Origin of the sequence: Clostridium mobile (assembly GCF_018918285.1) — a bacterium.
Taxonomy (GTDB): Bacteria; Bacillota; Clostridia; order Clostridiales; family Clostridiaceae; genus Clostridium_AW; species Clostridium_AW mobile.
On sequence record NZ_JAHLQF010000004.1, the window covers coordinates 290,645 to 306,274 of the forward strand.

Annotated in this window: 17 protein-coding genes and 1 pseudogene; 1 reads left to right on the forward strand and 17 read right to left on the reverse strand. The window is 29.6% G+C overall.

Translation table 11 applies throughout. From position 1 onward, the window contains the following. Window position 1: 1 nt before the first annotated feature. From hydE to KQI86_RS16650, 12 genes and pseudogenes are all read right to left on the reverse strand, one after another. Complete coding sequence (gene hydE, locus KQI86_RS16595; protein ID WP_216440541.1) at window positions 2-1,051, reverse strand: [FeFe] hydrogenase H-cluster radical SAM maturase HydE; 1,050 nt, start codon at window positions 1,049-1,051, stop codon at window positions 2-4. Further along, complete coding sequence (hydF, locus tag KQI86_RS16600) at window positions 1,051-2,289, reverse strand: [FeFe] hydrogenase H-cluster maturation GTPase HydF (protein WP_216440838.1); 1,239 nt, start codon at window positions 2,287-2,289, stop codon at window positions 1,051-1,053. The genes hydE and hydF overlap by 1 nt, the downstream gene beginning before the upstream one ends. 380 nt (window positions 2,290-2,669) lie before the next feature. Further along, window positions 2,670-3,323 carry a DedA family protein gene (locus KQI86_RS16605; RefSeq protein WP_246582864.1) on the reverse strand — a complete coding sequence of 218 codons (654 nt, stop codon included), beginning with the start codon at window positions 3,321-3,323 and terminating at the stop codon, window positions 2,670-2,672. A 320-nt stretch (window positions 3,324-3,643) separates the two neighbouring features. Next, window positions 3,644-4,135 carry a DsrE/DsrF/DrsH-like family protein gene (locus tag KQI86_RS16610; RefSeq protein WP_216440542.1) on the reverse strand — a complete coding sequence of 164 codons (492 nt, stop codon included), beginning with the start codon at window positions 4,133-4,135 and terminating at the stop codon, window positions 3,644-3,646. A gap of 181 nt (window positions 4,136-4,316) precedes the next feature. Next, window positions 4,317-4,826, reverse strand: coding sequence for a GNAT family N-acetyltransferase (locus KQI86_RS16615; protein ID WP_216440543.1), 510 nt, complete (start codon window positions 4,824-4,826; stop codon window positions 4,317-4,319). A 294-nt stretch (window positions 4,827-5,120) separates the two neighbouring features. Next, complete coding sequence (locus tag KQI86_RS16620; protein ID WP_216440544.1) at window positions 5,121-6,815, reverse strand: bifunctional diguanylate cyclase/phosphohydrolase; 1,695 nt, start codon at window positions 6,813-6,815, stop codon at window positions 5,121-5,123. A 61-nt stretch (window positions 6,816-6,876) separates the two neighbouring features. Beyond that, on the reverse strand, window positions 6,877-7,011 hold the full coding sequence (locus KQI86_RS16625; RefSeq protein WP_216440545.1) for a cyclic lactone autoinducer peptide: 135 nt from the start codon (window positions 7,009-7,011) through the stop codon (window positions 6,877-6,879). Between the two features lie 22 nt (window positions 7,012-7,033). Continuing rightward, the gene (locus tag KQI86_RS16630) at window positions 7,034-7,684 is read right to left on the reverse strand and encodes an accessory gene regulator ArgB-like protein (protein ID WP_216440546.1); all 651 of its coding nucleotides are present in this window, start codon (window positions 7,682-7,684) and stop codon (window positions 7,034-7,036) included. Continuing rightward, the gene (locus KQI86_RS16635) at window positions 7,677-8,144 is read right to left on the reverse strand and encodes a hypothetical protein (RefSeq protein ID WP_216440547.1); all 468 of its coding nucleotides are present in this window, start codon (window positions 8,142-8,144) and stop codon (window positions 7,677-7,679) included. The genes KQI86_RS16630 and KQI86_RS16635 overlap by 8 nt, the downstream gene beginning before the upstream one ends. A gap of 112 nt (window positions 8,145-8,256) precedes the next feature. Continuing rightward, window positions 8,257-8,808: a DUF5317 family protein gene (locus KQI86_RS16640; RefSeq protein WP_216440548.1), complete on the reverse strand. Its 552-nt coding sequence runs from the start codon at window positions 8,806-8,808 to the stop codon at window positions 8,257-8,259. Between the two features lie 308 nt (window positions 8,809-9,116). Then, window positions 9,117-9,275: pseudogene (locus KQI86_RS16645) on the reverse strand (DUF1846 family C-terminal domain-containing protein); the annotation flags it as partial. Window positions 9,276-9,425: 150 nt separating this feature from the next. Next, window positions 9,426-9,593: a hypothetical protein gene (locus KQI86_RS16650; RefSeq protein WP_216440549.1), complete on the reverse strand. Its 168-nt coding sequence runs from the start codon at window positions 9,591-9,593 to the stop codon at window positions 9,426-9,428. A 116-nt stretch (window positions 9,594-9,709) separates the two neighbouring features. Between KQI86_RS16650 and KQI86_RS16655 the strand changes: the two genes are divergently transcribed. Continuing rightward, window positions 9,710-10,678, forward strand: a complete 969-nt coding sequence (locus KQI86_RS16655; protein ID WP_216440550.1) for a hypothetical protein — start codon at window positions 9,710-9,712, stop codon at window positions 10,676-10,678. Window positions 10,679-10,690: 12 nt separating this feature from the next. Here KQI86_RS16655 and KQI86_RS16660 read toward each other — a convergent pair whose 3' ends face one another. Genes KQI86_RS16660 through KQI86_RS16680 form a run of 5 tightly spaced genes read right to left on the reverse strand, consistent with a single transcriptional unit; the run spans window position 10,691 to window position 15,619 of the window. Continuing rightward, entirely contained in the window at window positions 10,691-10,942 is a 252-nt protein-coding gene (locus KQI86_RS16660; RefSeq protein ID WP_216440551.1) for a hypothetical protein, read from the reverse strand. Continuing rightward, on the reverse strand, window positions 10,929-11,165 hold the full coding sequence (locus tag KQI86_RS16665; RefSeq protein WP_216440552.1) for a hypothetical protein: 237 nt from the start codon (window positions 11,163-11,165) through the stop codon (window positions 10,929-10,931). Before KQI86_RS16665 ends, KQI86_RS16660 begins: the two co-directional genes overlap by 14 nt. 18 nt (window positions 11,166-11,183) lie before the next feature. Then, window positions 11,184-12,110: a hypothetical protein gene (locus KQI86_RS16670; RefSeq protein WP_216440553.1), complete on the reverse strand. Its 927-nt coding sequence runs from the start codon at window positions 12,108-12,110 to the stop codon at window positions 11,184-11,186. Window positions 12,111-12,124: 14 nt separating this feature from the next. Beyond that, complete coding sequence (locus KQI86_RS16675) at window positions 12,125-14,734, reverse strand: phage tail spike protein (protein WP_216440554.1); 2,610 nt, start codon at window positions 14,732-14,734, stop codon at window positions 12,125-12,127. Window positions 14,735-14,791: 57 nt separating this feature from the next. Then, window positions 14,792-15,619, reverse strand: a complete 828-nt coding sequence (locus tag KQI86_RS16680) for a distal tail protein Dit (protein WP_216440555.1) — start codon at window positions 15,617-15,619, stop codon at window positions 14,792-14,794. Between the last annotated feature and the right edge of the window lie 11 nt (window positions 15,620-15,630).

The window sequence follows — 15,630 nt, forward strand, 5'->3', positions numbered from 1 at the left end:
ATTATAAGCGCCTCCATTCAATATTATCACCTCTAGAGAGATCTATTTTAAATCCAGCATTTTCAATTCTATTTTGTATACAAAATCTACATTCAGCCGCTTCATCACCAGTGCATATTTTATTGTCATACAATAAGTACTTTTCTCTTACATCTCTAGGAGATAGATTAGGCATGACTACATTAGCACCTGCCTTAAGTCCCATTTCCCTTCCTAATGGATGAATTGTTCCAAGAGCAGTAGTAACAGGGATTAATGCTTTAGGAAGTAGGAGCCTTGTTAAAGCTGTCATAATTATTGAGCTTTCTAGTGTTCCTTGTTTTTTCTTATTAAATTGAGTATCCTTTTGAGGGATAAAAGGACCATTCCCTACCATATGGGGATTTAATTCTTTTAAAAATAACAAATCATTAGCTAAGTTCTCTGAAGTTTGATAGGGGGAACCCACCATAAATCCTGCACCTATCTGGAAACCAATTTCCTTTAAATCATATAAGCATTTCTTCCTATTGGAAAAACTTAACTCTTTAGGATGAAGCTTACTATAGTGCTCCTCATCTGCTGTTTCATGTCTAAGTAAATACCTGTCCGCTCCAGCTTCATAATATTTTTTATAGGATTCATAAGATTTTTCTCCCACAGATAGGGTTATAGCACAATCAGTATACTTATTTTTAATAGCTTTTATCATTTGAACAATTCTATCGTCAGTAAAATAACCGTCTTCTCCTCCTTGTAATACATAAGTTCTATAACCTAAGTTATAGCCCAATTCACAGCAATCCATTATTTCTTGAAGAGAGAGTCTATATCTTTCTATATTGCTATTGCTTTTTCTTATTCCGCAATAATAACAATCATTCTTGCAGTAATTTGTAAACTCTATAAGTCCTCTCAAAAATACCTTATTTGAGTAATATTTATGTCGGGTTTCATTAGCTTTTTCTATTAGATATTCTTTAGATTCCTCATCTATATTTTCAATTATATAAATCAGCTCTTCCTTGGATAAATTGTTATTTCTATATAATTTATCTATTAACTCTTTCATTACACTTCACCTTCTTCCCAAATTTTTAATGCCTCCGGAAAAGGCTTAAGAGCCCTTGGGAGAATTCCCAAAACACAGGCAATTAATATGCCGTAGTTTACAATAGGTACATTGTAATTTTTCGCTCCCTCTATTCTACTGATCATACCCGTTCTATTTATCATGCATCCTCCACAATGAACTATTAGAGCGTATTCTTTAATTTCATCTGTAAAAGTAGTTCCAGAAGTAAACTGAAATTCAACATTCTTACCTGTCTTTTCCCTTATCCATCTTGGAATTTTTACTGTTCCAAGATCATCTTCCTGTTTATGATGAGTACACCCTTCTGCTATTAAAATCCTATCTCCGTCTTTAAGGTTTTCAATGGCCTTCGCCCCCTTAACAAGTTCTGATAAGTCTCCTTTATACCTAGCAAAAAGTATTGAAAATGACGTCATTAAAACATCTTCTGGGGTATCCTTAGCTACTTTATCAAAAGCTTGAGAATCTGTTATAACAATCTTAGGATTTTTAGCTAAGCTATTTAAGGTTTCCTGCAATTTATTTTCTTTAGTTACTACAGCTATTGCATTGCTTTCTAAAATATCTCTAATAGTCTGTTGTTGAGGAAGTATAAGCCTACCCTTTGGCGCAGCCTTATCTATCGGAGTAACTAATATTGCAACATCCCCAGGGTTTATTAGATCTCCAACTATCTTTAAACTTTCTTCATCTTTTGGAATAACCTTGATTATCTCATTTTTTAATTTCTCAATGCCGATTTTATTTAAAGCAGAAACTACAACTATAGGACTGTTTAATTCAGTTTTTAGCTTTTCTATTTTTATTTGCGACCAGTCCTCAGTATCAATTTTATTTAAAACTATAATCAAGGGAATTTTCTTCTCTTTTATTCTTTGAGAGACTAACATATCTTCTTTAGTTAATCCAACTTTAGCATCAATAACAAGTAACGCTACATCAGTCTTATCTAAAATTTCTAAGGTTTTCTTTATTCTAAGCTGCCCTAAATCCCCTTCATCATCAATACCCGCTGTGTCAATAAGAACACAAGGACCTATAGGCAATATTTCCATGGATTTAAAAACTGGATCTGTGGTAGTCCCTTTAACCGGTGACACTATTGCTATTTCTTGATTAGTAATTGCATTTATAACACTAGATTTTCCTGCATTCCTCTTTCCAAATAAGGATATATGAACTCTTACTGAACGTGGAGTATCATTCAAGTTTATTACCTCCTCTTAAATAAAAAAACTTTCCTCCGAAGAGAAAAGTTAGATAGCAAAAACATAGGTATACTAATATACGGTAATACCCTAGTCATTTATTATATCTAATTTCCCTTCAGATTAGATTTTTCCTTTCTGTTAGGTTATTATTTTTTAAGTACAAGTAAATCCGGACTTCTCCCAATTTACCTGAAACTATACTAATCATATAATAAAATGATACTATATTTATATGGAAAATTCAATTTTAATATGAATCACTCATCTACTATTTTTTCAACAATCTTTCTAAAATAAATAGCTACATTTATATATAATATTATCAAGTTTCTCTGAACTCCAGCTTAATTAAGAATTTCTTATAAATAAGCTCAAATCCAAAACTAAGAATCACTTGATGTATAGGATTTATCCTTATTGGCCTTAATATTCTTTTTTCTTATATATATAGCAGCAATGACTATTGCTATTAAAATAATTGATGCTATAATACTATATTGTTTCATAAATAACTGAATATAGTCCCAATTATCACCTATAAAGTATCCTAAAGAAATTAGAATTGAATTCCAAATTACTATTCCCGCTACTGAATATATGAGATATGTTGAAATATTTAGCTTTACTGCTCCCGCTACAATTGAAATATAGGTACGTGTAAGAGGCAATAACCTAGCTAAAAACACAGATGCTTTACCATATTTCTCAAACCATTTATTTATAGCATCAATACTCTTCTTTGTTTTAGGAAATTTTTTTTCTATTTTTTCAATAAGGGGACTTCCTCCATAATATCCAACTGCATAACATAGTGAAGAGCCAAGCAATCCACCAATTATACTAGCTAATAGAGCCCCTAAATATGTAATGTTATTTTGTGTTGCCGTCATTCCAATGAAAGGTAATACAACTTCACTAGGCATTGGAAAACATGCATACTCTAATCCAATAATTATTACTATACCTAAATAACCTATTTGGCCGATTATTTGCATTAAATTGTTAATTATAATATCTAAAAAATATATAATGCTCATTCCTTTCTTATTTAAACGATTTCTCTTATTACTTTGAAGCGAAAATTTAAAAAGACCCTATAGCCAAAACACATTCTAGCTATAGAGTCTCACAAAACTTTAAAAGCTATCAAAGCCGGGATTAAATCCGCAATGACGACTTTGAATCCTGTTAATTTACAGGTAGTTACTCCCTCTATGAAGATTACTTTCAAATACATATAAACTTATATGTATTATGCTAACATTAGTCAAAAACTATGTCAACTCTCCATAATAAATTTATTATATTTAAATTGTTAAATCATTATTACATATCTAATTCCTTATTATTTTTCCTTCTATATAAATAATTGCATATCTGCATTTAGCGCATACCTCATATATTCATTTGCATCTACAATCTCTAATTCAGGTATTAGCTCATCCTTTTTAAATCCCATTACATCTACTGATAACTTACATCCGTAGAATTTCACACCTTTTTTTCTTGCTCCATTAAGAAAGTCTATTAACTCTGGTGCTTCATCATCCTTCATCATTTCTAATAGCATTGACTTTCCTAATCCACTAAAATTCATTTTAGATAGAGGCAACTCATCAGGTCCTTTAGGCGTCATCATTGAAAACATTTTTTCATATGCGCTTTTATCTTCCTCTGAAAGCTTATTAGGATCTCTTAATAAAAACAGTCCCCAAAAAGCAAAGAACATTCTTACCTCAGCACCTATCTGTCTTGCAGCATTGGCCATTATCAGTGCAGCTAGTGCCTTATCATATTCCCCACTAAACAATACGATGCTAGCTTTTTTATTACTATAATCCTCATTCATATAACAAACACCCTTTCAATTATTCTTTTAGAATATTAACATAGTAAAAATTATTAATTTCTCTATTCAAAGTTATTTTAGGTAAATAACAAATTTTTATTCAAGGCATAAAATTATTCAAACAATAAAAAAGACTACATTAAGATTTGTTCTTAATGTAGTCTTAAGTTTAAGCTTATGACTAGGCTGCTAATTTTAAAAACTGTTCTATAGACATAGAATATTGTATTTCTTTCGCTAAATCCTTGTCCTTTGTGAAACCTACTTTTTTAAAAGCTCTTTTTGAACGTTCATTTTTAAAATTAATTTTTGCAATTACTTCTTCGGCTCTCCATGTAAAAAAAGCTTGTTTTAAACCTTCAAAAATCGCATTAGAACCTAATCCTTTTCCCCACTTTTCTCTGTCACCAATGACTATAACCATTTCTGCTCCTTTACCTTTAGGAACAAGCCTTAAAAATCCTACAGGTTCTTCGTCATTTGTTGTTAACATGAAAAAACTTCCATCTTGATTAAACAAATGGGTAAGAATAGGCATATTAACTCTATATATTATTTGCTTAATGCTTTTGCTAACATTCTGTCGTTCATTTAAGTACTCTGTTACTTCATTATCCTCTAGCCAATCAATAATTTTCCAAGCGTCAGACTTAAAAACTTCTTGACGCAGTGTTATACTATTGTCCTCCATCAGTACTAATCCTCCATAAAATAATAAAAAGCCCCATTATTCACGCTTTTGGGCGCAAAATAATAGGCTTTTTTAAATACATAGATATAGTACCATCCTGCCCCATTTAGGTCAAATGCTGTAAATGAGTTTACATGGCTTTACTAAAGTTTAGAGTAGGATATTGGTCAAAAGAAGACTATTCCTTGATAAATCTCCATATTCGGTACATGAGATTATATCTTGTACCAGGTTTTAATATAACTTATAGTATTTACTAAAATATTTTATAGTATTTTCTGAAATATTTTTGTGCTAATAAAAGTATTTTTTATCAAATCTATCTTTGCTCTCCATAATAACTTCTATAAATGTCTCTGCGATAGCTGGATCAAATTGAGTACCGCTGCATGCCCTTAATTCTTCAATAGCTTCCTCATAAGTTTTTCTTTTGTTATAAGGTCTATTAGAAGTCATAGCATCAAAACTATCTACTACTGTTAACACTCTAGCAAGAAAGGGTATATCTTCACCTTTCAAGTTATCAGGGTAACCCTTCCCATCATATCTTTCATGATGATGTAGTATTAAATGAGAGATATTTTGGAGTGATTTTACAGGCTTTATTATCTCCACTCCATTTAATGGGTGTTGTTTTAATATCTCCCATTCTTCATTGCTTAAAGGCATTTTTTTATTTAATATTTCCTTCGAAATATTAATTTTCCCAATATCATGCATGTAAGCTCCATATATAAGATCTTTTTTGTCTCTTTCATTTAATTTAAGCTTATCTGCCAATAATCTGCTGTAGGTTACTACTCTCTCAACATGGCCATATGTATATCTATCCTTTGCATTAATAACGCTTATTAATGTTTTTATTGATGTAACCAAGTCTATATGTTTTTCATCAATGTCATTTTTTAGCTCATCTAAAATAGATGTATAGGTTTCTACTCTGTTTTTATTAAAAAACTTAGCTCTATAGAGGGCGTCGTCAGCACTCTTGATAAGTTCTATATCACTCTTAGCCTTATCAGGGTAAATGGATATTCCTATGGAAACAGTTAATTTTCCATTTGGCTGATTTTCCTCTCCCTTAAAATAAGTAGATTCTATTTTACTCCTTATGCTTTCCGCTATGTTAACCGCATCTTCTTCATTAGTATCAGGCAATATCACTGCAAATTCTTCCCCACCATATCTAGCTACTATATCTTCTTTATTTACACTGTTTTTCAATATAGTTCCTATAGTTTTGAGAACTTCATCACCCTGTTGATGTCCATAAAGGTCATTATAGTATTTAAAATAATCTATATCAATAAATATCATAGAAATAGGCTTGTTCTCCTCTTCACATGATATTATTTTCTCTCTTAATGAATCATGAAAAAACCTGTGGTTATATACACCTGTTAATCCATCCTCATTAACCAAACTCTGAAGCTTTTTAATATAATCACTTTCTACTTTTACATAAAACCCTAATGGCCATGCTGTGAGCAGAAAAACCCCAACTAATATTAAATCATTTTCAAAATATTGATTAATGGGTGCCTTAGGCGCATATACAATGTCCATAGTTAAAATAATAGCTGAAGAAATAGTGGCTATTATTATTCCATGCTTCATACCCGACTGTATTGTGGTGGTTATAATTATAAATAAAAACAAAAATTTGTATTCACTGGCGTAAGCCCCTGACCTAAATATTATAATAGAAAATATTATAATAAAAATAGAATTTTCAATTAGTTGTATACGTTTAATACGTTTTAAATTAAATTTTTTAGTTGTTGAAAATGCCCATATGAAATATATCAACGCTAAAACTAAAATAGCACTAATAATCATATACATAGGAATCATATTCTGCACTATCTTACTGCTTTCAATAGAAAAACATTTAAATATCCCTATTCCTGCAAACAATAATGAAGATAGTTTTACTGCTGATACTATATCATTTATTTGGTTGCGTTTATTATCTTCTATGTTATTCATACTCTATTACCTCGTAATCCAATTTACCAAATAATAAAGACCGGTTAAACCGATCTTTATTTTATTCTTCTCTTAGGCACTTCGGTTCTTCTGGTTGATATGTCATCCAATAACACGCTGATGAAGCCACTGTAGATGCAAGAAGAGTAGTTAATGTTGCAATTAACATTAATACTTTTGTATTTAGTTTTTTCATATCTTTTCACCCCCTATAATATTTAATATATATGCTTTAAAAAAGTATCTATTTTACCTAATATTAAGTGTCCACCTTCGGTAAGAGTAAACACTTGCCACACTGTACCGCCATATATACATAGTGTATATATAAGTAAACTTTGTCCCCCTGTTTTCTTATATAACATAAGTATAAATACTGTAATAATTAAATAAGCACTTAAAATTATGATAGAACTTTTCTTTAGCCTGATTCTTTTTTCTTTTTTCCTTATAGGTTTTGCAGGGCTATCTACAGGAGCTAGTTTGTAAATCATATAGTACGACCACACAAAAATCATAATCCCCAATAACAAAACCATATTGAAATTTAATTTATGGGCTAATGCAAACTTGAATAAGACTGCTTGTCCAATGCATACAATAGTTCCTATTAAAGCACATCTACTTGGAGAACTTGCATGAGCTCCCCCCGAATACTTTCTAAGTATACTTGCTACAAATGATATTACTAAAGCCTCAATTTCAACATGAAATATCCAGCCAAATATAATTACAAGAGCTATAGAGAAAATCATTTGCAAAAAAGCAAAGGTTCCATAGGCTATTACTTCTCTTTTGTCCTTATCAAAATTTAATTCTGATGCCAACTTAGTGGCAATATTATTAGATATACTCTCTATATTAAACATGGTTCAACTCTTTTCTTTTTAATAATCTAATATAATACAAAGTTAATATACCTGTGAAAATTAATAATGATGGAATTCCATATAATATTTTTAATTTAGAATCGCCAAATACATAATTCATATCTGTTTTAAAAATATACTGTATAATAAAAACATTAATTCCTTCACATATGAATTGAAGAATTACTGTAATTATAACTGCTTGTATAGATTTAACTATATCTATTTTATTTATACTCACATTCAAAACAATAAGACCAATAATGTTAAGTATAGTATGTACGCCATAATGAATTGGAAGTAATCTAACTGTAAAAGTTATAATACTCATTAATATACTAGATATTAAATAATCTCGTTTATTTATAGCATGGCCTGAAAATACATATAATGCAAAAATAAATAAGAAACCTTCTGGAATAGCTCTTCCAAACAACTCTATTAATGATACTTCAATCATATTTTGCTTCCTCTCTAACAACTACGTAAACATCTATGTTTCTCTTTATAATTATAACATTAACATTATATAAATAAAATACTATTACTTATAACATTTACCAACTATATAGCTAAATATTACTATATTCAACTTTATTCATATGCTTTATAGTATTAAAAATTATAATAAAAACGAATAATCTTATAAATATATCTCCAATACTCAAAATACTATAACCTACATCAATTACATCTGTTAAAAACTTTAATTTAGTTGATGAATTTCCTAGAATGTGTATATCATTAACCTTCATAAAAGCATCGGGTTTTGCATAGCCTGTTGAATATGATAATGTTGGAAATACAGGCATTTTACCATTGTTTGCTGATATTGCTATTTTATTTAAAATTGTACCAATAAAAATACATGCTGATCCTATAATGGCACTTATGTATTGTTCATATTTAATAATCAGGGCTAGATATGAGCAGAAGTAAAGAGTTTCCAATACATTTGCATATTTTATAAAACTATAATTTTCTTTAAAAATATTTGCTTGCACAAATAAATATATTAATTCAAATACTAATATAGGATATATTGTCCATGACTTGAATAATGATTTTATCTTATATCCTTTTATTTTTGCAATAACTAACGCCAATAATATAGTTTCTAACATATATTGTCCTCACTTATTTTCTTCAGCTTAAATATTTTTGTATTATGATCTTTGCTTAGAATTCTGAATTAATATTAACAAAGGTCTTTATTTAAGAATTTTCTTTATCCTTTGAATTTTATTATACTATTTTTTCCTCTTTGTTGCTATCCTTTTAACAAATTTACCCTTTATCTCTAAACTATAAAACTCACTAACAATCTAATACTATTATATCGTCTATAAGTTTGGTAAATAAAAATCCGGTTGTTATCAAAGGATAGCAACCGGCTAGTCTGTTATTTTTTATATTATTAAATATGCAATAATTAATTATTATAGTAAAGGCTAGCTGAAGGATATTCAGAATCACATGTTATATCTATGCCAAGTTTTCCAAAAGTCTGTTCATCATTTCTAGTTAAAATCGTAGTTGAATGAGCTTGACATCCCTTTAGCATTACTAACTTTTCCATAGCCACTTGTGAAAATTCACAATATAATCATACCTTCAATATTTTCGTATTCATTATAACACATATTTCACACTAATTGAAGGCGGATTTATAGCATATATAGTTTAATAATTTATGTTATTATCCGAAAGAATCAACCTCAATTTAAAAAATTCCTACATATTATATATATTCTTTTATAGCCTGTCTTGCTGAACTCTGTCCAAAGTAAAAACCTATAACCAATGTAAATACACTCAAAAATTCTGTACTAGATAATACTCCTCTAAGACTCAAAATACAAAACACTATAGTTGTAAGCAATGCTATTAACTTTTTTATTTGTAACATTCTTTTTATTATTTACTACATAATATTTTATATTTTGTATTTTTAAAACATTTATTGCAATATTTATTTTATAGTGTACAATTGTATTTATAGAGAAGTATAAAGGAGGTCTTATTATGAAGCATCCTTGGAAAAAAAACTTTTTTAAAGTTCCTTCAGAAATATTATCCAAGCTAGATAATATTAATTCAGAATGTGTAATTGTGGGCTCTATAAAAGAAATTCCTATTCAAGATATTATTAATGGAACATATAATCATCTTAATATAACTGTTAGGGATTCGAATATTCAATTTCCTTCTCAAATAATACCTAATATTAATTCTGGAAGATATTCCAAATACAATCTTTTCGGTAGGGTAATTCCATTAAAACATTTGCCTAAAGTAGATAAAGATTTTACTGTTGAAGCTCCTATTTATGGAGATTCTTCAAAAGGTTATACTGAAGTAACTTGGACTAAAAAAGTATGGCAAAAACAAATTATTTTACCTAGAGAATTGTCCATTAACATATCCTTATTACAAAAAGGAGAAGCCTCCTATATTTTTAAATTCTTTATTGAATTACCACTATTTAAAAACGCCAAAAACTTTTTTGAAGACTTGCTTTTTTATTGCAATTTAATTCAGGAAAACACAGGTGCTTGTAACATATTTGAAGAAGATGCTGCAAATCAACAATACATAAATACCTTATATGTTAATTGGGAACTTCTACCCGAAGGAGTAAAAGATTCTGAGTTTTTTGATATTATTCTAAAGAAAATTAAAACCACATCTCCAGAAACAATTGAAGACTTAAAGGAGAGATTAGAATTCTTTAATACTCTTGAAGTCAAACATAAAATATTAGGAACTAATAATTTTAATAGATACTTTGGAGCTGTTCTTAAAAACGATTTTGCTATATTTGAAAATATAAAATATGGCAATGCAATATATATATTTAAGAAGAATTGGCATGAGTTAAGCAGAATGAGTAAAATAGAACTTCAACAAATAGAAACAAAAGATATTATCAGAATACCTCATTCAAAAAATTGGAAAAAGAATGTAACAAGAAGTATTGACGAAGTATCTTAATCGATACTTCTTTTATTTGGTGTTATTGACATCCTTATCTTTTAATTTATTATATTCATTTTGCTCCCTTTGAATTATTTGCTGTGTTTGTATGTTTACTTCCTGTGTAAATTCCTGCAAAACCATTCGAATAACTATTGCTGGTAAATTACAATTATCTATAACATCCGATAGGTTTTTTCTAAAATCTATCACTTTAAGATTGAATCCTTTTTCTATATTATTTATCTTAGGTTCATTACTCTCTCCATCATATTGTAACATCGTAACCAACTCCCTTTAGCTTGTCTCTTAATTCCTCTAAAAATTGATTCAGTTGGTCTTGAATTATTGCTGGATTTTTTTCTACATATTCTTTATCTAAAATATTAAAGCTAACCGTTAAATTTGTGCCTGTTTCATTGTAATTGGAATTTATAGATACAATAGCCTTATCTTCCTCTACTATTGTTGCATAAATATTATTATTACTTGAAGAATTTATCATGGTATCTCCTCCCTTATTTTAACTTATTGAATTTAAAGTTTCTTTCATTCGGACAAAATGATAAGCATTTATATAGGTATCATTTCCTACGAATGGAATTTGATTGCCAGTTCCCGAAATGTCATTGATAGCATCTACTACACTATTATAGATAACTGCCGTAAAGTCATCATCCTTTGTAGGAATGTAGAATGTCCTACGATTCCACGTTTTCCACTCTCGAAAATCATTGACTTTGTTACAGAATGACTTCCATTCGGTAGCAGTTACTGGATATGCATAAACAGTTTTATCTCCCACCACACGGTAGTTCATAGCATCCCCGCTATTCACATTGAATCCTGTGAAGTTTGAAGGTCTACCTAAAACTTTAATCGGATTAGGATAAATAAAGTCTGAGTCGTCATATCCATCCCTTTCAGTACATGCAGCGAAATAAATCCAATCTCCTATTGAAACTTCCGATTTAGGTACTAATGCACCACCACGCCAAGCTCCTTGATTATTTACTCGATACATTACATAAACGTCAAACTCCTGTGACGGAGGCATCGCCTGACACCATACGTAATTATTATCTTGTGATAAAGCAACAATTTGTGGAGGTGGACATTTCGGTCTACTTATTGTAACGTATATGGTATTGCTCCATGCCGACACGTAATATGTACCACCAGATTTATAGTATGCTTTTACCTCTATTTTATAGGTAGCACCAACAGTAAATGTATAACCACCGTTTCTACTTGTAATAACCTGATTACAACCTTTATATAAACTACTATAATAACCTTCCGTATCAAACGCCCATGATGCATTAGTCTCTCCATCTACATAACCAAAGCAACGGACTATATCAGGAGAGTAATCTCTAATAATTAAATTTAAAGCAGGTCTACCGCCCCAATCTGCATAACCTCCACCATCTATGCTTATATATCCCATAATATCACCCTTTCTTATCCAAACTTAGGAATTAACGATGTACCACCTGCTTCTGAAAGTTTATAACCTACACCATTTCTTACATTGTAAAAACCATCTTGTCTTACTTCTGCTCTCAAGCCTCCATTAATATAAAAAGATGTTGTATCTCCATTAATTAACATATATGAATAGTCTGAGTATCTAAATCTAAAAGCATTATTACGATTATCTATTGAATGACCATTATTAAAATTAAGTACATTTCCTAATAACATTTCAGTAGCAAGTGTGCCAGTTGTTATTTGGTCTGCGGATATACTAGCTGTTGAAATTGCATTATATGTTATCTGAGTAACTCTATTTTCGGAAACAATATCACTAGTTGATGCAACACTACTAGGTAAGTTTCCCCATGACAAACTTACATTACTTCCAAAATTTAAATTATTGCCATCAAAATACATTGAATAATTTGAGCTATTTCCTATCCTAAATCTATTATTAGCTAAGTCAAAATAACTATATCCGTTCAAGCTTGCCACTTTGCCAGTTCTTATGTTATCTCCATTGATGGTTGTTTTCCCACTTTGAGATAAGCTATTAAAAGTAACATATCCAGCTAGATCTATGTTTAGGGACTTCATTTCTATTTTCTTGGAACTTAAATTTATAGCACCTACAAGACTATCTCCATTGATAGAATTGTCTTCTTTAACTACTAAACTAATTTTGTCAGAAGTTTGCTTTATTTCAGTTTTTATTTCTTTATACACATTTTGAGCATTATCATAACTATAAATATCTGTATCGTTAACTTGTACTTCTGAAAGATAATTATATATGATTTCTGACGATTTTATAGTTATTGGCTCATTTACTTGATATACTGTTCCTCCTGTATAGTTATAAGATTCCAATGGATTGAGAGATAATCCCGCTCTTTCAACGGTTAATTTAGATGATTTCGGGGTTAATGTATGCTTTAGAAATTTATTACTTTCAGTAACAGTACCAACAATAGCATCTGGTGTTACTTTTAGTTCTACATTAGAGATCTTTTCAGTTACTTTTTCCATCTCTGCATTAACATTATCAATATTAGTGTCTGTATATTCTTTAGCATTTTTCTCTGTCTCTGCAACTTTATCATTAATTTCTTTTTCTGTTTTAGTGCCAGAAATATTAATATCAAAAGTATTACCATCAAACTTTACTCTATCAGCAAAATTAAAAGTGCCATCATCCATATTGATCCATGTATTACCCTTTTTACTTTTCAAAAGTCCTGCCTTTATTAAATTAGCATTCAATACTCCTGTAGTAATAAAATCTGCAACTATAGCTCCATCCATAGTCATTGCTAATTCAAAGTTACCATTATAACCTGTATTGCTATAGCCAAGCCCATTTACATTCCATCTCCAAACCTTTTGAGCTGTCATTACATCCTTAGTGTCCATTATTAAAATTTCATTTTCTCTTTTTAAAACATATCCGCTCATTGCTGTGGTTAATAAATCCGTAGCATTATCTATAGCCTTGCTTAAATCGCTTTTACCTATTTCCATAGCATCAGATATTTCATTTAATGTTTTATCTATATCTCTAAAACTATCAGCTATATTTTCTTTAAAGTTTCCCAACTCTATTTCTATATATTTTTCTCTTATAGAATCCCATCTATATTTGATTACCTTAGATTTTAAATCAAAACCTAACTTTTCATGCTTAACTGTTACTATATCTCCCAAATAAACTCTCTCTAAAACTGCATAATCTTTATATTTCTCAGTTTTGGATAATTCAACAAAATTTACTGTATAGTTTACTTTTGGAATATCAATTTTATTTTTGTCCATCCAATCTGTAGCTACTTTTCTCAGTTCAGTCACTGCTTTTTCTTCTGTTATACCGTTTTCCTCATCAATTTTTACATTACTGAATTCAAATTTACAAATTTTAGGATGTGGATAGTTATTAATTAGTGGACTATCTATGTAACGTTCTGGTAGAAGTAAACCATTGAATCCTTGAGGAACTAATTTTGTAATTACACTATCTAAGTCTAATTGTTCTTCAATTCCTATAAGATTTTTACCATATCTAATAGTTACTCCCCTGTCTTCCCCTCTTTGAGTTAGTAACTTAATAATATAATTGTCTCTTACTAACTCTCCACTCCATTTTTCTATAACAGTATTTATGGCTTCTACAGGGTTTTTCCTTATGAAATAAGCAGTATTAAGAGTTTCAATATCGCTTGTGCTTTTAAAATTATGATGGTATTGAGTATTACTTAAAATCCACTCTAACGCTCCTGCTCCATTCAAATTGGTAGGTCTAACATCTTCTAAAAAGTTATCAACTAAATCATAAAATATATGTCTTGCATTTACAAAAACATTATTCATAGTCTTTTGCTTTCTACAGATTCTGAATAACTGATCTCCTTGTGGAGTTGAAGCTTTAATAATATTACCTTCAACTAAGTATTGCCATCTGTCATTTGTATCTATGGAATGCTCTAGTTCTAGTTCATAAATACCATTCAATTCTTCTTCAACAACGCAATATGAAGGCTCTAAAATACATATACCATTATGTGTAAAATCCATTTCCCTACTATCATATATTTTTATCACGTTTTCACCTCTCTTCTTAAAATCAAAAAGAGAGGCATAATTATATTTACCTCTCTATCACAAAAATCTAGTATTATGTTGTATTTCAAATGCTGTTAAATTTCCTAAATAACTGAAGTTATTTTCTCCAACTTTTAGGACAGGAAAATCTCCTATCATCTTATTATTTCTCAACTCTGTTCCTTTGTAACAATTCATCATTTCAGAATCTATTACAACATATTCATCTAAATTCTTAATCGTAATGTTGTTATTATTTATTGTTATTGTAATGTCTCCACTTCCATAAAGTTTTAAAATAGGCTTTGCCTCTATAGTTCCATTGTTGTAAATTATAAAATCTCTTGTATGATTAATTAAAATCGGCTCATTTTCTTGATATACTTTACCTATAGTGTAATTATAAGATTCTAAAGGATTTATGGCTAACCCTGATCTAGCAACCTTGACTTCACAAATTCTGAATAAATCTAAATCATCTAATTTATATTTAAATGATTCACATATAAAGGCAACTTCAAATTCTCCTAAAATTCCTGAACTCTCCTTTATAGCGAAACTCTTAACTTCTTTAACTTTAAAGTATCTATCAGCATAATAAGATAAAGTTAATTCTCCACCTTCTCCATTTAGCCAGCTATTTAATTTCTCCATTGCCGCATTAGTTATATCTTTATCTAGCATTACACAATTTAATCTAACTTCTACATTTTTATATGTACCTATATCTTCTACTAACGTTCCATCTCTGCCTTCAACATCTATGTATTTAAAATTTCTTTCAGCTCTTGGAAGTGCAGGGCGTTCAACTAAATATATTCCAAAATCCAATAAAGAATTATATTCTATTTCACTTCTATTTTTAAATGTAAAGCTAATCAACAACCATGCACCTC